Source organism: Agrobacterium tumefaciens, assembly GCA_025560025.1.
Classification (GTDB): Bacteria; Pseudomonadota; Alphaproteobacteria; order Rhizobiales; family Rhizobiaceae; genus Agrobacterium.
In genome coordinates, this window is sequence record CP048485.1 from 2184085 (window position 1) to 2201172 (window position 17088).

The 17088-nt window shown below is 60.6% G+C and carries 16 protein-coding genes; 8 read left to right on the top strand and 8 right to left on the bottom strand.

What is annotated here, in order from left to right; all coding sequences use genetic code 11:
* The first annotated feature begins 37 nt into the window (after positions 1 to 37).
* The 7 genes from FY152_10740 to FY152_10770 all read left to right on the top strand — a co-directional run bounded on the left by FY152_10740 (position 38) and on the right by FY152_10770 (position 7301).
* Positions 38 to 1369: a sugar ABC transporter substrate-binding protein gene (locus FY152_10740; protein ID UXS32546.1), complete on the top strand. Its 1332-nt coding sequence runs from the start codon at positions 38 to 40 to the stop codon at positions 1367 to 1369.
* Positions 1369 to 2307 (top strand): sugar ABC transporter permease, encoded by a 939-nt coding sequence (locus tag FY152_10745; GenBank protein UXS32547.1) that lies wholly within the window; start codon positions 1369 to 1371, stop codon positions 2305 to 2307. Before FY152_10740 ends, FY152_10745 begins: the two co-directional genes overlap by 1 nt.
* Positions 2307 to 3143 (top strand): carbohydrate ABC transporter permease, encoded by an 837-nt coding sequence (locus FY152_10750; GenBank protein ID UXS32548.1) that lies wholly within the window; start codon positions 2307 to 2309, stop codon positions 3141 to 3143. Before FY152_10745 ends, FY152_10750 begins: the two co-directional genes overlap by 1 nt.
* A gap of 30 nt (positions 3144 to 3173) precedes the next feature.
* On the top strand, positions 3174 to 4232 hold the full coding sequence (gene ugpC / locus FY152_10755; protein UXS32549.1) for a sn-glycerol-3-phosphate ABC transporter ATP-binding protein UgpC: 1059 nt from the start codon (positions 3174 to 3176) through the stop codon (positions 4230 to 4232).
* 21 nt (positions 4233 to 4253) lie between these two features.
* A complete protein-coding gene (locus FY152_10760; GenBank protein UXS32550.1) occupies positions 4254 to 5213 on the top strand; it encodes a sugar kinase in 960 nt (319 codons plus the stop codon).
* A gap of 142 nt (positions 5214 to 5355) precedes the next feature.
* Entirely contained in the window at positions 5356 to 6414 is a 1059-nt protein-coding gene (locus FY152_10765) for a S58 family peptidase (GenBank protein UXS32551.1), read from the top strand.
* A gap of 20 nt (positions 6415 to 6434) precedes the next feature.
* Positions 6435 to 7301 carry a D-amino-acid transaminase gene (locus tag FY152_10770; protein UXS32552.1) on the top strand — a complete coding sequence of 289 codons (867 nt, stop codon included), beginning with the start codon at positions 6435 to 6437 and terminating at the stop codon, positions 7299 to 7301.
* Positions 7302 to 7308: 7 nt separating this feature from the next.
* On the opposite strand, the gene FY152_10775 is transcribed toward FY152_10770, so the two are convergent.
* The 7 genes from FY152_10775 to FY152_10805 form a co-directional block, all read right to left on the bottom strand.
* Positions 7309 to 8205 (bottom strand): LysR family transcriptional regulator, encoded by an 897-nt coding sequence (locus FY152_10775; GenBank protein ID UXS32553.1) that lies wholly within the window; start codon positions 8203 to 8205, stop codon positions 7309 to 7311.
* 247 nt (positions 8206 to 8452) lie between these two features.
* Positions 8453 to 9964: a beta-lactamase family protein gene (locus FY152_10780; protein ID UXS32554.1), complete on the bottom strand. Its 1512-nt coding sequence runs from the start codon at positions 9962 to 9964 to the stop codon at positions 8453 to 8455.
* Positions 9965 to 10192: 228 nt separating this feature from the next.
* Positions 10193 to 10933, bottom strand: a complete 741-nt coding sequence (locus FY152_10785; protein ID UXS32555.1) for an ABC transporter ATP-binding protein — start codon at positions 10931 to 10933, stop codon at positions 10193 to 10195.
* On the bottom strand, positions 10930 to 11760 hold the full coding sequence (locus FY152_10790) for an ABC transporter ATP-binding protein (protein ID UXS32556.1): 831 nt from the start codon (positions 11758 to 11760) through the stop codon (positions 10930 to 10932). The genes FY152_10785 and FY152_10790 overlap by 4 nt, the downstream gene beginning before the upstream one ends.
* Before the next feature lie 3 nt (positions 11761 to 11763).
* Positions 11764 to 12666, bottom strand: a complete 903-nt coding sequence (locus FY152_10795; protein UXS32557.1) for an ABC transporter permease — start codon at positions 12664 to 12666, stop codon at positions 11764 to 11766.
* Positions 12663 to 13676 (bottom strand): ABC transporter permease, encoded by a 1014-nt coding sequence (locus FY152_10800; GenBank protein UXS33267.1) that lies wholly within the window; start codon positions 13674 to 13676, stop codon positions 12663 to 12665. The genes FY152_10795 and FY152_10800 overlap by 4 nt, the downstream gene beginning before the upstream one ends.
* A 2-nt stretch (positions 13677 to 13678) precedes the next feature.
* On the bottom strand, positions 13679 to 15274 hold the full coding sequence (locus FY152_10805) for an ABC transporter substrate-binding protein (protein UXS32558.1): 1596 nt from the start codon (positions 15272 to 15274) through the stop codon (positions 13679 to 13681).
* Positions 15275 to 15512: 238 nt separating this feature from the next.
* Between FY152_10805 and FY152_10810 the strand changes: the two genes are divergently transcribed.
* On the top strand, positions 15513 to 16553 hold the full coding sequence (locus FY152_10810) for a membrane dipeptidase (GenBank protein ID UXS32559.1): 1041 nt from the start codon (positions 15513 to 15515) through the stop codon (positions 16551 to 16553).
* Positions 16554 to 16611: 58 nt separating this feature from the next.
* Here the strand turns inward: FY152_10810 and FY152_10815 are convergent, their stop codons facing one another.
* Positions 16612 to 16905 (bottom strand): hypothetical protein, encoded by a 294-nt coding sequence (locus FY152_10815; GenBank protein UXS32560.1) that lies wholly within the window; start codon positions 16903 to 16905, stop codon positions 16612 to 16614.
* Between the last annotated feature and the right edge of the window lie 183 nt (positions 16906 to 17088).

A 17088-nucleotide genomic window follows, 5' to 3' on the forward strand; every position in this document is an offset into this window, starting at 1 on the left:
TGAGGAGAATTTCCGGCTAATCTGGAGGAGAACTGACATGACGCATTCATTGCTCAACCCCACGCGTCGCGCCTTTCTGGCAGGCACGGCGGCGCTTGGCGGCGGCGCGATGCTCGGCATTCGCCCGGCATCGGCAGCGGTGAACTGGAAAAAACACGCCGGCACCACGCTTGAAGTCAACCTCGTCAAAAGCCCGCGCAGCGAAACGCTGATCAAATATCTCGGCGAATTCGAAGAACTGACCGGCATCAAGGTCAATGCCGAAGCAACCCCCGAACAGCAGCAACGCCAGAAAGTCGTCATCGAGCTTTCCTCCGGCAAGCCGAGCTTCGACGTTGTGCATCTGAGCTATCACGTCCAGAAGCGTCAGTTCGAAAAGGGCAAGTGGCTGGCCGATATCAGCGGCTTCCTCAAGGACCCGTCGCTGACCGATCCGTCGCTCGTCGAAAAGGATTTCGCCGAAGCCGGCATGTTGTTTGCCAAGGATAGCGACGGCGTGCTGCGCTCGCTGCCCTTCTCGGTGGACTACTGGATCGTCTACTGGAACAAGGAACTCTTCGAAGCCAAGGGCCTGAAATACCCTGAGACCTTCGAGGAACTGGTGACCGCTGCGGAAAAGATCACCGATCCTTCCACCAACACCTATGGTTTCGTCGCCCGTGGCCTGAAGAACGCCAATACTCCAGTCTGGACCTCGCTGATGCTGGGTTACGGCGCAAAGCCGATCGGTGCTGACGGAAAAATCGACACCGAATCCAAGGAAGCGGTGGAAGCGGCAGCGCTTTACCAGCGCCTGATGACCAAAGCCGCCCCTCCCGGCGTCTCCGGCTTCAACTGGGCGGAAGCGCAATCGGCCTTCCTGCAGGGCAAGATCGGCATGTGGTTCGATGGCGTCGGTTTTGCACCGCCAATCGAGAACCCGGAAAAATCCCGCGTCGTCGGTAAGGTCGGTTACGGCGTCATGCCGAAAGGCCCGGCAGTTCAGGCCGCCGGCACCTTTGGCGATGGTCTCGGCGTTGTCGAAGCCAGCAGCAAGAAGGAAGCTGCCTATCTCTTCTGCCAATGGGCGATTTCGCATGAAATGGGCGCGCGTCTCCTGCAGGCCGGTGCCGGCGTTCCGTTCCGCCAGTCCATCCTCGAAGACCAGAAGGTGCGTGAAGGCGTGAAGATGCCGGCTGCGTGGCTGGATGCGGTCGTTGGTTCCGGCAAGGTCTCGCAGCTTGCGCTGCCCGTCATCATTCCGGTGACGGAGTTCCGCGACATCTACGGCGTCGGTCTCACCAACATGATCGGCGGCGCAGACCCGGCGGCCGAGCTGAAAAAGGCGACGGAACAGTTCGCACCCGTTCTGGCGCGTAGCGAGGGATAATGGCCTCCGTGAGCATCGAAAACACCAAAACAGGCGTCAATCGTAAAGAAGGGAGCAGGCCGGCAAGGCTTGCTCCCAACTACTGGCCCTTTGTCATACCGGCACTTGTCGTCATTTCGGCGGTAATCGTTTTTCCGTGGGTGTTCACCCTCTGGATGAGCGCACATCGCTGGACGCTCGGACAGGAGCAGAGCTTTATCGGTTTCGAGAACTACATCCGGCTCGCCAGTGACGGACGGTTCTGGGAATCGCTCTGGCACACGCTCATCTATACCGTGCTGTCGGTCGTCGCCCCGCTGTTCCTCGGAACATTGGCGGCACTGGTTTTCGATGCGCAGTTTCCGCTGCGCGGTTTCCTGCGCGGCGTCTTCGTCATGCCGATGATGGCGACCCCGGTCGCCATCGCGCTCGTCTGGACCATGATGTTCCACCCGCAGCTTGGCGTCCTGAACTATCTGCTCTCCTTCGTCGGCATCGGCCCGCTGGAATGGATTTACAACCAGTCCACCGTCATCCCCTCGCTGGTGCTGGTGGAGACCTGGCAATGGACGCCGCTCGTCATGCTGATCGTGCTTGGTGGTCTCGCTGCCGTGCCGCGCGAGCCCTATGAGAGCGCCGAAATCGACGGCGCCAATGCCTGGCAGAAGTTCCGTTATCTCACCATGCCGATGATCGCCCCGTTCCTGATGATCGCCGTCATCATCCGCTCCATCGATGCCGTCAAAAGCTTCGACATCATCTATGCGATGACTCAAGGCGGACCCGGCACGGCGTCGGAAACCATCAACATCTATCTCTACAACACGGCCTTTGCCTATTACGACATCGGTTACGGCTCGGCCATGGCCGTCGTCTTCTTCATCATTATCGTGGCGCTCTCCTTCGTGCTTCTGATGGTGCGCCAGCGCTCGCAATGGAACGAGATGGAGGATCGCTGATGTCTGCCAAAATCCTGAAACGCAAGACGCTTGATCGCATCGGCCTTTTCTTCGTGGCGCTGGTGATGATCTCGCCGGTCATCCTGTTCTTCATGTGGATGATCTCGCTGTCGCTGAAATATGAAATCGACAACGGTGCCTATCCGCCGATCCTCATTCCCGAACGGTTCGCCTGGTCGAACTATGTGAAGGTGTTCGAGGAGAATAATTTCTTCCTCTATTTCTGGAATTCGGTGCTCGTCACCGGTGCCGCCACCATTCTGGCGCTCGTCATCGGCGTACCCGCCGGTTACGGCATCGCCCGGCTGAAGGCGGAAAAATCCGCCGTCGTCATCATGATCGCCCGCATGACGCCCGGCCTCTCCTTCCTCATTCCGCTGTTCCTGCTGTTCCAATGGCTGAACCTCTTGGGCACACTCTGGCCGCAGATCATCATCCATCTGGTGGTGACGGTTCCGATCGTTGTCTGGATCATGATCGGTTATTTCGAGACCACACCGAAGGAGCTGGAAGAAGCGGCAAGCATCGACGGCGCATCCTCCTGGCAAGTGTTCCGGCTGGTGGCGCTGCCGATCGCCAAGCCCGGCATCGTCGTCTCCTTCATCCTCGCCGTCATCTTCTCGTGGAACAACTTCGTCTTCGGCATCGTCTTGGCCAGCCGTGAAACGCGCACCCTGCCGGTCGCGGTCTACAACATGCTGTCCTTTGAACAGGTGAGCTGGGGACCGCTTGCCGCAGCCGCGCTGATCGTCACGCTGCCCGTGCTGCTGCTCACAATGTTCGCACAGAAACAGATCGTGGCGGGCCTGACCGCCGGCGCCGTCAAGGGCGGCTGAACCAAACAAATTATAACGGGAACCTTTACAATGGCACCGGTCAATATTCTAAACGTCCAGAAGCGCTTCGGCGCGGTCAACATCATCCACGGCATCGATATCGATATCAAGGATGGCGAATTCGTCGTGCTCGTCGGCCCTTCCGGCTGCGGCAAATCCACCCTGCTGCGCATGATCGCCGGGCTGGAGGAACTGAGCGATGGCGAAATCCACATCGGCGCGCGCGAGGTGAGCCACCTGCCCGCCCGTGACCGCGATATCGCCATGGTGTTCCAGAACTACGCCCTTTATCCGCACATGACGGTGAAGGATAATATGGGCTTCGCGCTGAAGCTGAAGAAGGTCAGCGCCGAGGAAACCAAGGCGAAGGTCGACAGGGCCGCCGCCATTCTGGGGTTGGAAAAGCTGCTGGACCGTTATCCGCGCCAGCTTTCCGGCGGCCAGCGCCAGCGTGTCGCCATGGGCCGTGCGCTGGTGCGCGACCCGCAGGTTTTCCTGTTCGACGAGCCGCTTTCCAACCTCGATGCCAAGCTGCGCGTGCAGATGCGCGGCGAGATCAAGGCCATGCACCAGCGCATCGGCACCACCACCATCTATGTTACCCACGATCAGGTGGAAGCCATGACCATGGCCGACAAGATCGTGGTGCTGCATGATGGCGTCATCGAGCAGATCGGCGCGCCGCTGGAGCTTTACGACAATCCCGCCAATCTCTTCGTCGCCGGCTTCATCGGCTCGCCCGCCATGAATTTCATTCGCGGTCGGGTGGAAGAAGGTGTGTTCCGCACCGCAAAGGGCCTCAGCCTGCCGCTGCCCGCCAATGCCGATATCGGCACGCTTGGCGGCCGCGATCTCGTTTATGGCGTGCGGCCGGAACATATCCGCGCCGCTGAGACCGGCATTGAAGGCCGGGTCGAACTGGTCGAAGGCACCGGCTCGGAAATCTACGCCAAGCTCAATTGCAAGGGCGACGAAATCGCCTGCCTGTTCCGCGAACGCCTCAATGTCCGCTTCGGCGATACGATCCACATTGCCATCGATCCGGCAACCGTGCATCTGTTCGACAAGGACAGCGGCAAGCGTATCTGACAGGTGACAGGAGTGAACAGCATGGCAGACAAACAGGGCGGCAAGCATGTGCTCTGCGTGGGTGCCGCCGTGCTGGACACCCTGTTTCGTGTGCATGACATGCCGAAGGGCGAAGGCAAGGTCCTGCCCTACGAGATGTTGCAGATCGCCGAAGGCATGGCGTCGAGCGCCGCCTATGCCGTGCATCGCATGGGCGGCCGCGCCAGCCTCTGGGGCGCGGTGGGCGATGACGAAACCGGCACCCGCATCCTGCGCGATCTCGCCGAAAGCGGCATCGATGTTGCCGGCATGACCATCGCCGCCGGCGCGCGCTCGGCACTATCGACGATCATCATCGACGACCGCGGCGAGCGGCTGATCGTGCCTTTTTACGATCATCGCCTGCATGAGAAAAAACGCTCCTGTACGCCGGAAGATATTGCCCCCTTTGATGCCGTTCTGGTTGATGTGCGCTGGCCGGAACTGGCGCTCGATGTGCTGACGGTAGCACGCACTCTGGGCAAACCAGCCATTCTGGATGGCGACGTTGCACCCGTCGAAACACTTGAGAAGCTGGCCCCCGCAGCAACCCATATCGTCTTTTCCGAACCCGCCGCCGCCCGGCTGACGGGCGTCGAAACTGTAAAAGACATGCTACCAGTGCTACACGCCCGCTACCCGCAAACCTTCATCGCCGTCACCGCCGGTCCGCAAGGCTGCTGGTGGACGGAGGCCGGCGATCCGACAGTGCATTTCCAGACGACGATGCAGATTAAGGCTGTGGATACGCTGGCGGCGGGCGACATCTTTCACGGCACCTTTGCGCTTGCGATGGCTGAGGGCATGCAAAGCCGTGCGGCCATCCAGCTCTCCTCCGTTGCCGCCGCGCTGAAATGCACCGTCTTCGGCGGCCGCATCGGCGCACCCTCGCGCGAAGAGACCGAGGAAGCCATGCGGCTATGGCTGGAGCGTGAAGGCGAAGCTACGCTGCGCGCCTCCTGAGCGCATCCATTGCCCGCATAAAACTATTCCATTTTTGCGATGCCGTTTCGCGGAGAACTAGGCTAACGTTCGGACAGGCAAAGCTTTTCGCAAGCCGCGCCCGCTCTAATTTCAGCCTGCATTCCGCAAAAGTGATCGCCCGATGCATCAGACGACCCGCCCGAGACTGCGCGATATCGGTTTCCGGCCCGGCCATTTCGAGACCGGCCCGCTCAACGCCATCACCGATGTCGAAGGCGTGACCATCGGCCATTCGACCGTCATCGAAGGCGACACGATCCGCACCGGCGCAACCGCGATCCTTCCGCATGGCGGCAATCTCTTTCAGGACAAGGTGCCCGCCGCCTTCGCCGTCTATAACGGCTTCGGCAAATTTGCCGGCTCCACCCAGGTCGAGGAACTCGGCGAACTCGAAACACCTGTCATCCTCACCAATACGCTGGCGACAGGCCGGGCAATCGAAGCGATCAACCGCCATACGCTGGCGCAGCCGGGCAATGAAAAAGTGGTGTCGATCAACTCGGTCGTCGGCGAAACCAACGATTCCCGCCTGAACGACATCCGCGCCGGCCGCCCGACGGTCGATGAGATATCAGCCGCGCTGCAAAACGCGGCCACAGGCCCTGTGACCGAGGGCGGTGTGGGTGCCGGAACCGGCACGGTGGCTTTCGGCATGAAGGGCGGCATAGGCACCGCATCCCGCATCGTCACCATCGCCGGAACGGCCTATACGCTCGGCGTTCTCGTCCAGTCCAATTATGGCGGCCATCTGCTGCTCTGTGGCACGCCCTATGTCAGCCCTGACCATAAGGACAAGGACGGCTCGATCGTCATCATTGTCGCAACCGACGCGCCGCTCTCCTCCCGCAATCTGAAACGCCTGGCGGCCAGAAGCTTTGGTGGACTGGCGCGCACGGGTGCCGCACTCAGCAATGGTTCCGGCGACTATGCGCTGGCCTTTTCCACCGATGAGCGCCTGCGCCGCACGCCTGCGCGTCGCAAGGCAGTCGCAGACTATCCAGAACTTTCCAACGATGCGATTTCGCCGCTCTTCGAAGCCGCGATAGAGGCGACGGAGGAGGCGATCCTCAATTCGCTCTGCGCGGCCAATACGACAACCGGCTTTAATGCCGGCACCGGCAAGGTCTCCACGGTCGAGGCCATTTCCATCGACGCCCTTAAAACCCTTCTTTCAGCCTGACTTTTCCAGACGGAGTTTTCATGACTAGCCCATCCGGTCGCATCGTTTACGTCAACGGCGAATTCCTGCCCGAAGCGGACGCCCGCCTCTCCATCTTCGACCGCGGTTTCCTGTTTGGCGACGGTATTTATGAAGTCACCTCGGTTCTGGAAGGCAAGCTGATCGACAGCGACCTGCACATGGCCCGGCTGGAACGCAGCGCCCGCGAAATCGACGTGCCGCTGCCGGTCACGACCAAGGAAATCGTCGAGGCTGAACGCCGCCTGATCGCAGACAACAACCTCGTCGAAGGCATGATCTACCTGCAGCTGACGCGTGGTGCCGAAGACCGTAATTTCCTGTTCTCCGCCGATCTGAAGCCAACGCTGGTCATGTTCACCCAGGCCAAGAAACTGATCGGCACCCCGGTCGAGGAAGCCGGCATCGCCGTCAAATCCGTTCCCGACCAGCGCTGGGAACGCCGCGACATCAAGACCGTCTGCCTGCTGCCGCAGGTCATGGCAAAGCGCATCGCCAAGGCCGAAGGCTGCGACGAAGCCTGGATGATCGAGGATGGTTTCGTCACCGAAGGCGCTTCCTCAACCGCCTATATCATTACCGGCGACAAGAAGATCATCACCCGCGGCAACAGCAACAAGACCCTGCCCGGCTGCACCCGTCTTGCCGCCCTGCAACTGGCCAAGGAAGCCGGATTCACGCTGGAAGAGCGGCCCTTCACGCTGGAAGAGGCGCTGAATGCCGATGAGGCCTGCCTGACCAGCGCCTCCAACTTCGTGGTCTCGGTGACGAAGATCGACGGCAAGCCAGTGGGCAACGGCAAGCCCGGCCCGCTCGTCAGCCGTCTGCGCGCGCTCTATCTGGAAAACGCCCGCCGCACAGCGATTTAAGCAAACATCAGCCTTCGAGAACCGCCCATATACGCTCGACAACGGGCCGGCGGTTCTCCTTCGAACGATAAAGCCGGATATCGACGGCAATATCGAAACTGTCATCGGCGGCACGCACCAGCGCGCCGCTGTCCAGTTCCTGCCGCATCAGGCTTTCCGGCACCCAGGCGACACCCCAGCCGGCCATCGCCATGGCTTTCAGCCCCACCGACATGCTGCCCTCATGCACCCGCTCGAATTGCGGCAGGCGCGCGCTCAGGAGATCGCGCAGCAACGGCCCGAAGAAAGAGGCCTTTTCATAATCCAGATAGGCGAAGGGTTTTCGCGCATTTTCCACGAGTTCATGCAGCGGTGAACCATCTTTCGCCGGCGCGGAAACGGGAATGATGTTTTCCGCACCCAGCACGCGGAACTCAAAGGTCTGCGCATCGAGCAGCATCGGCACTTCGGGATGGGCATAGGTCAGAAGGAAATCGCTCTGCCCGTCCACCAGCGAATTGAGGTTTTCCTCCATGCTGCCGGAATCAGGCCTCAACACTGAAAACAGCGGTCCCGCCTTTTCGTTCACCCGCTTCAGCCAGTCGGGAAAGAAGGTGAAAGACAGGGTATGCAGCGCCGTCAGCCGCACCGTTCTGGCATCGGCCCCCTCTTCCTGAAGAAGCGTGCGCCGGGCATGATAAAGCTGCTTCAGCGTTTCCTGCGCCACCGGCACGAATTTCACACCCGCTTCGGTCAGCCGGGAAGGATAGGAAGCGCGATCAACCAGCGTGGCACCCACCCAGGCCTCCAGCTGCTTGATACGCCGGCTGAATGCGGATTGCGTCACATGCCGCTCATCCGCCGCCTTCGAGAAATTGAGCGTTCCGGCCAGCGCCAGGAAATCCTCGAGCCATTTGACTTCCAAGGGCCTGTTCTCCCACAAAGATGTCGTCCCGGCCTTCAACCGGAACATGGGGTCTTTATTAGGAGCAATAAGGGCTGATTGAAACCCTTTAGAAAGCTTCGGGCCGTTTAGGAAACTGACGAGGGGCCGCTTGCGTCATCCTCGGGCTTGACCCGAGGATCCACAACCACGCGCGACAATGGATCCTCGGGTCGAGCCCGAGGATGACGTCGCGTTTGCGGGACGCGATGGGATCGGTTTCAGACCGTTAGCAGCTTCGCGAATATTCGATCATCCGCGCCCGGCTGGAAACCAGCTCGATCCGGTCATCGCCCAGACGATTGAGGCAAACGCGCTTCGTCCATGGCCCGTCAATGAGCGTGAAGAGGAAACGGCCATCGCCGAGCGCCTTCAGAGGCATGCTGCGACGCGTCGGGCCGATGCCCATCGTCAGCAACGAGCCGCTGATCGAAAATTCGGCGCCCTCATCGGAGCGCCATGATCCTGAAAGATCACCCGGCACAGCATGATCGCCGACCGGCAGGAAACGGCGGGCGGCGTGACCGGCCTCGCCGACAATGGCGTCACCGTCTAACCTGAGACGCATCGGAGAAGATGCGGAGCGGGAAGAGACCCAGCCATCGACATCTTCATAAAGCGTGTCGTCACCATCGATAAAGGTGGATGTGCTGCCATTGATTTCCAGCCACCACGGCCCGCTTTCGGTCACGTAAAGGCCTTCCGGCAGGCTGGCGGCGGGCTTGGGCAAAGGCAGGTTGGTGAGAGCCGCCATGCTTTCCAGCGCGATCTTGAAGCCGTTGGTGTCCTCTCGGTTCGACACCACGACAAAACCCGTGCCGTTTTCCGGATCGAGCAGGAAATAGGTCTTGTATCCCGGATGCGAGCCGCCATGACCGACGAAGCGCCTGTCACCGAGATGCGACCAGCGCAGGCCGAGGCCATATTCGCTCATCCGCCCATCCGCGAGCGGCCGCTCGGCCGAAAGCGCGTCAAGAACACCCGCGAAGCTGCCCTCGCCGCGCATCAGACCCTGCAACCAACGGGTAAGTGCTTCGGCACTGCCCGCAAGGCTGCCGGAAGCGGAAATATGCAGGCCGGCCGCCGAAAGCTGCCAGTTGTCTTCAGCCTTCCAGTAACCCGGCACCAGCCCGTCGACAGGATCGTTCCAGACATCCGGCGCCTTGAGAAACACGCCGAACGGCCCGGCGATCTGCGTCTGCACGAAATCGTCGAAACGGAAACCCCGGCGCTCGAGCGCCGCTTCCACCAGACGATAACCGGTATTGGAATAGGACACCTCGCTGCCGGCAGGGAAATTCAGGCGGGTGAGCCGCGACAGATAATCGAGAAGCGGTCCGGCCTTCGTCTCGGTATAAACGGAAAGGCCAAGCAGCGAGAGGCATTCACGCGTATCCGGCAGGCCACCGCTCATATCCAGCGCCTGCCCCACCGTCACCTCGCGGAGCGGTGATTGCAGCTCCGGCAGATGTTTGCCGAGTGGGTCGTCAAGTCCGATCAGATCGGAATGGGCAAGCACCATGGCGCAGAAGGCATGTTTGGTGACGGAGGCATAACGCACCACGCTCTGCGGCGTGAAAGGTGCGAATGTCGAAAGGCTCTCGACACCGCCCGCATGGGCGAAACGGATGCCGTTGAGATCGAAACCGATGACCGCTCCACCCGGCTCGTTGCTCGCCCATTGTGAGACGAAGGTCTCGGCAAGCGTTGAAGCGGCGTTCCAGTCGAATGGCTGTGGCATGGTTCGGTCTCGTGTCTTTTCGTCTTTACAGAAAGCCTCGGCATCGCCGCTTGTTTCTTCTCTCCGCCGGGGGAGAAGGTGGCCCGAAGGGTCGGATGAGGGGGGCAACGTCAGCGATAGACCGCACCCTTGCCCCCTCATCCCGCTGCCGCGGACTTCTCCCCGGCGGGGAGAAGAAGCGGGCGGCACCCGCTCGATTCATGCGCAACGTCGATTAGGCGGTCAACCTCAGGCCGGCTCTTCCAGCCGGATACTCAGGCTACGCAGCTCTTCCGTATGCGGATGTTTGGTCCGGCCCTCGCGCAGATCGCCGGCACTCAGCTGCTCCACCATGTCGCCATTCAGCATCACGCCAACCTGAGGGCACAGATGCGCGATAACAGCCAGATTGTGACTGACGAGAATATAGGTGAGGTTGCGTGCCGCACGCAGGTCCTGCAACAGGTTCAGGATTTCCGCCTGCACCGACACATCAAGCGCCGAAGTCGGCTCATCGAGCAGCAGCACCTGCGGATCGGCGATCAGTGCGCGGGCAATCGCCACGCGCTGGCGCTGGCCGCCGGAAAGCTGGTGCGGGAACCGGAAACGCACGGCCTGCGGCAGCGCCACATCCGAGAGCGCCTGCTGGATGCGTTTTTCGATATTGTCCATGCCGTGCACCAGCGGCAATTCGCTGAGAATGCGGTCGATGGTCTGGCGCGGATGCAGCGATCCATAGGGGTCCTGAAACACCATCTGCACCTGCCGGAAGAACTCCGGCGTGCGCTTCAGCGGTGCATCCTTGCCGGCAAAGGCAATGCGGCCTTCCCAGCTTTCGTTGAGGCCGGCCATGGCGCGCAGGATGGTGGACTTGCCGGAGCCGCTTTCGCCGACGATGCCGAAGCTGCCGCCCTTTTCCACCGAAAAGGACACGCCCTTCACCACTTCGCGGTCGCCGAACTTGATACGGAGATTATCGACGTCGATCATTGGCTGGACCACGCTGCATCACGGTTAAGGACGGGAAGACGCTCGCGCGGATGCGTCAGCGAGGGAATGCAGTTCAGAAGTCCCTTTGTATAGGGATGTTCGGCTTTCAGAAGTTCGGACGCCTTCAGTTCCTCCATCACCCGGCCCGAATACATCACGGCGACGCGGTCACAGAAATGCGAGACGAGCGGCAGATCATGGCTGATGAGGATGAGGCCCATGCCGCGTTCAGATACCAGCTCCTCGATCAGCCGCAGGATTTCCGCCTGCACCGTCGCATCAAGCGCGCTGGTCGGCTCGTCGGCGATCAGAAGTTCAGGATCGGGCGCGAGCATCATGGCGATCATCACGCGCTGGCCCATGCCGCCGGACACCTCATGCGCATAGGATGAGGCAACCTGGCGCGGATTGCGGATCTTCACCTGATCGAGCAGCGCGATGGCCGCTTCCATGGCCGCGCGCTTGCTGCCGCCCTTGTGGGTGCGCCACGCTTCGGCGATCTGCGCACCCATGGTCTTCACCGGGTTCAGCGAATATTTCGGATCCTGCAGAATGAAACCCGCCCGCTTGCCGCGGATCTGGCGCATCTGCCTTTCGCTTGCGGACAGCACGTCGATGCCGTCGAAGGCGAGCTTGTCGGCGCGGATATCCGCATTGGAGGGCAGAAGCTTCATCAGCGCCCGCGCCGTCAGGCTCTTGCCCGAACCGGATTCGCCGACAATACCGAGCTTTTCAGTGCCAAGCTTCATGGAAACACCGCGCACCGCCTCGAAACGGCTGGTACGGGTCTGGAATGCGATCTTCAGATTTTCGATTTCGACCAGCATGGCTCAATGTCCCTTCGGGTCGAGAACGTCGCGCAGACCATCGCCAAGGAAGTTGAAGGCAAGCGAAACGAGGAAGATGGCGATACCGGGAATGGTGGCGACCCACCATTGTTCGAAGATGAAGCGCTTGGCGGTGGCAATCATCGCACCCCATTCCGGCGACGGCGGCTGCGCGCCCATGCCGAGGAAGCCGAGGCTTGCAGCCGTGATGATGATCGAGCTCATGTCGAGCGTGATGCGCACGATAAGGCTCGGCACGCAGAGCGGCGCGATATGGCGGGCGATGATGCGCCAGGCGGAAGCACCCGTCAGCCGGTAGGCCGCGACGAAGTCGCTGCCGCGCACCGTCATGGTTTCGGCGCGGGCAAGACGCGCATAGGGCGGCCATGCGGTGAGCGCGATGGCGAGAATGGCGCTTTCAACGCCGGGCTTCAGCGCCGCGACGAAGGCGAGCGCGAGGATGAGGCGCGGGAAGGCCAGGAATACGTCCGTCACCCGCATCAGCACCGTATCGACGATACCGCCGAAATAACCGGCGATGCAGCCGATGGCGAGGCCGATCGGCGCGACCAGAACGACGACGGCTATGACCATGCCGAGCGTGACGCGGCCCCCGTAAAGGATGCGCGAGAGAATATCGCGGCCAAGCTCATCCGTGCCGAACCAGTGCTCGGCACTCGGGAAGGCAAGGCGGTTGCCGAGGTTCTGCGCGGCCGGATCGTAAGGCGCGATGAACGGCGCCAGCAGCGACAGCGCGATGAAGACGACGATGATGGTCAGACCGATCACCGCCAGCGGGTTGGACTTGAGGTTCAGCCAGATGCGGTACCGGTTTCCCCAGGCAGCCTGTGTGCGGGAATGCGGCGTCTCATCCAGAGCCCAGTTTCTGAAATTAGCTAACATCATCGAACGCGGGGATCCATTACTCGGTAAAGCACGTCTGCGAGCAGGTTGAGGCCGACATAGATCAGGCCGATCAACAGGGTTGCTCCGACGACGGGGTTCATGTCCGCGTTCATGAGCGAGACGGTGAGGTATTGGCCAAGGCCCGGCCAGCTGAAGACGGTTTCCGTCACCACGGCGCCTTCGAGAAGGCCGGCATAGGTGAGTGCGAGAACCGTGACGAGCTGCACGGCGACCGTCGGGAAGGCGTGTCCCCAGATGACGGTCATGGCGGACAGGCCCTTGGCGCGGGCGGTGATGACATATTCACCCTTCAACGCGTCGATCATGAAGGCGCGCGTCATGCGGGTGATATAGGCCATGCTGAAATAGGCGAGAATGCAGACGGGCTGCACCATATGGGCGATGGCGTCGTAAAAGGCGTCCCAGTCGCCCGCAAGCAGAGTGTCGACCGTCATCAGGCCGGTAACCTGCGTGATCATGCCGTCATAGATGATGTCCTGCCGGCCCGGTCCGGGTGCGACGCCGAGGGTGGCATAAAAGACGAGCAGCGAAATCAGCGCCAGCATGAAGACCGGCACGGAATGGCCGGCAAGGCAGACGACGCGGATGATCTGGTCCGTCAGCTTGCCCTGCTTCACCGCGGCCCAGACGCCGAGCGGAATGCCGATCAGGGCTGCAAGAATGAGCGCTGCCGTGGCAAGTTCGAACGTGGCGGGGAACACACGGGTAATATCCACCCAGACCGGATTGCGGGTCAGGATGGAATTGCCGAAATCACCGTGCAGGACCTGCGAGACATAATGGAAGAACTGCACGACCAGCGGCTGGTCGAGACCCATTTCGGCCCGCACGCGCACGATGACGTCTTCAGGCGCGTTGTCGCCGACCGCCGCGATGACGGGATCGACAGGCATGACGCGCCCGATCATGAAGGTGATGACCATCAAACCGAACAGCGTCAGAATGACGCTGCCCAGTATCGACGATATGCTTTTGACGCGCTTGTTCAATGTCACGCTTTCTTCGCATCGTGGTAGGAATTGCCTTCGGAGAGAACACCGAGTTCGAAACCGGATACGCCCTTGCGGAAGGCAGCCGTCTTCGTGGTCTGGAACATGAACACGAACGGGCTGTTCTGCATGTGCTCGCGCTGCAGGGCTTCATAAAGCTCCACGCGCTTTGCCGGGTCCTTCTCGTCACGGGCGGCTTCCGCCTTGGCGGCAAAGTCGTCGTTCTTGAAACGCGAACGCCACAGGAAGGGCTTCGACTTGGCGTCGTCGCCATTGTCCTTGTTGATGTTGAAGACATCGGCGTTGGAGTGCGGATCGAAATAATCCGTGCCCCATGCCGAAAGCGCCATCTGGTGTTCGCGGGCGCGCATCTTGGTCAGAACCTGACGGTTTTCAGCCGATTGCAGACGAACCTTGATGCCGATATCGGCAAGGTTTGCCTGGATGGCCTGCGCCAGATCCGGGTAAGGCTGGGCGGAATAGTGATCCATGCTGATTTCGAAACCGTCGGCAAGACCAGCCTCGGCCATCAGTGCCTTGGCCTTTTCAACATCGCGCTGGAACGGAATGTCGTTGACGGCGCCCGGGAAGCCTTCCGGCTCAAAGCTCTGGTGGACTTCGTGGGTCAGCGGCACGATATTTTCCTGCATGCCCTTGTAGTCCAGCGCCCACTTGATCGCCTGCCAGACCTGCGGCTTGGCGAGGTTCTCATTGCCCTGGTTGAGCGAGATCAGAACCAGCGAAGCGATGCTCTTGCGCTCGAGTTCGATGTTCTCGTCGTTCTTGACGGTACGCAGCTGCTCCGAGGTGAGGTCGCGGGCAATGTCGATATCGCCCTTCTGCAGCATCAGCAGCTGGGAAGACGGATCGGTGACGTGGCGCAGCACGATGCGCTTGATATTGCCCTTGTAGGGGCCGTTCGGGTTGACTGTCAGCGCGACGCTTTCGCTCGGCTTCCAGGCCTGCAGGACGAAATCGCCGGAACCGGCGCTGTTCTTCTGCAGCCAGCCATTGCCAAGGTCTTCGCCGGAAGCATTGGCGAGAACCGCCTTCTTTTCGACGATCGCGCCGATATTGGCGGAGAGGCAATACAGCAGGAAGGAGATGGCGGTCGGCTTTGCCGTCGTCAGCTTCACCGTCTTGTCGTCGGCGGCAACGATGGTTGTTTCGGCATTGTCGGGCGTGAAGCCGAACTGGCTGATGATGAAGGCCGGGCTCTTGTTCATCTTGATGGCGCGCTGCAGCGAGAAGGCCACGTCTTCCGCAGTCACTTTCGCGCCGCTGGAGAACGTCGCTTCGTCACCGATCACAAAGGTGAAGACCTTGCTGTCCGCATCGGCTTCCCAGGATTTCGCGATCACCGGATCTACCTTGGTGGAATCTTCGCGATTGGCGCGCACCAGCTTCTGATACATGTTGGAGATGATTTCACCGCCGACGGCTTCGAAACCTTCATGCGGGTCAAGGCTCGTCATATTGTCCAGCTGCTGGGCCACCACCAGAATATCCTTGGGTGTCGCGGCAAATGCCGGAATACGCGCATAGGACAGGAACGGTACGGCTGCGCCGGCAATCAACAGGTTGCGTCTTGAAATCATCGAAAATCCCCTTTCGGACCTTATTTTTCGGAAAACGGTATGGGTCTGCCCCAATCCAGTCATTTTTTTTATGTTTCCCCGCGATTACCATGAGCAAACGAGGCGCGACCAATTCCAAATTTGGCAGAGCCTATGCACGGATTGCATTTGCTCCCGCCTTGACCTTTCCTCTACCAATTCCCACAAAGTCTGACGGACGCGCGCCCGCGCGGCTCCGCATATCCAAAGGTGAATGACCATGACCGATGAAAAAACCGTACCCGTCTTCGACGGCCACAACGACGTGCTTCTGCGGTTATGGCGATCGGGCAATGCTTCTCCCGAAACGCTTCTCATCGAAGGGGATACGGTCGGCCACATCGACCTGCCGCGCGCCAAGAAGGGCGGCCTGGCCGGCGGCCTCTGCGCCGCCTATGTGCCCTCGCCCAGCATGGACAAGGACGCCAATGGCGATTACTCGACACCCAACGAGGCGGATGCGCTGAAGGCGACGCTTGCCATGGCCGCCCTTTTGTTCCGGGCCGAGAAGCAGTCGAAGGGCGCTCTGAAGGTCTGCCGCACGGCCGCCGATATCCGCAACGCGATAGCCGAGGGCGCTTTCGCTTCCGTCTTCCATATCGAAGGTGCGGAAGCGATCGGTGCCGATCTGGATGCGCTCCACGTTCTCTACGAAGCGGGCCTACGCACGCTCGGGCCGGTCTGGAGCCGCCCGAACATCTTCGCTTACGGTGTGCCTTTCCGTTTCCCCTCAACCCCGGATATCGGCCCTGGCCTCACGGACGCCGGCAAGCGGCTGGTGAAGACCTGCAACGAACTGAAGATCATGGTCGACCTGTCGCACATGAACGAGCAGGGTTTCTGGGATATCGCCAAGATTTCCGATGCGCCGCTGGTGGCATCGCATTCCAACGCCTATGCGCTGTGCAATCACAGCCGCAACCTGACGGACCGCCAGCTGGACGCCATCCGCGACACGGGCGGCCTTGCCGGCATCAATTTCGGCGTTCTGTTCCTGCGTCAGGATGGCGTGAAGAACCCGAATACGGACCTGAACGAACTGGTCCGCCACGTGGACTATATCGTCAACCGCATCGGCATCGATCACGTCGCCCTCGGTTCGGATTTCGACGGCACCACCATTCCCGCCGCCATGAAGGATGCGGCCGACCTGCAATTGCTGGTCGAGGCTCTGCGCAAGGGCGGTTATGACGACGAGGCGCTTGCCAAGATCTGCCACGGCAACTGGATCCGTGTGCTGGAAAAGACCTGGGGCGCATGAGGCATAAATTGAGATTCATCTCCGGCGCAGAAACGCCGGAGACATGAAGCGGCAGGCCTTAAGCCTTCGCCGCTTTTTTCTTGCCCGTCGCCCGGAAGGCAAGAAGGCCTGCGACCAGAGCAAACATCGCCCATTTCATCGGCAGCACATCCGCCGTTTCACTGCGGATCGGGCGAACGGTCACGGTACCCGGACGCGATTCATAACCGGCCTGCCCGCTGGCCCTGGCGTCGTCGATCTGCTGCGGCGAAACGACCCATTCGGCACCCCGCATCTTGTCATAGGTCATGAAGCCGCCGCCCGCCACGATGGCGGCGACGAGCGAAAGCACTATTCTTGTGGGCATGTTCATTTGCATTCTCCTTCAATTAAAAGGAGCGTGTAGTCGCATCAAACCTCACCACCAAGCAACCGTAACGGTCAATTGGCCGCCTTTAGGAACAATCCTGCAAATCATGCATTCCATAGTTGCATTTTTACCTTTAGACTTGGCGCAATTCAGGGATAATCGGTCACAAACTTCACATCGACACTT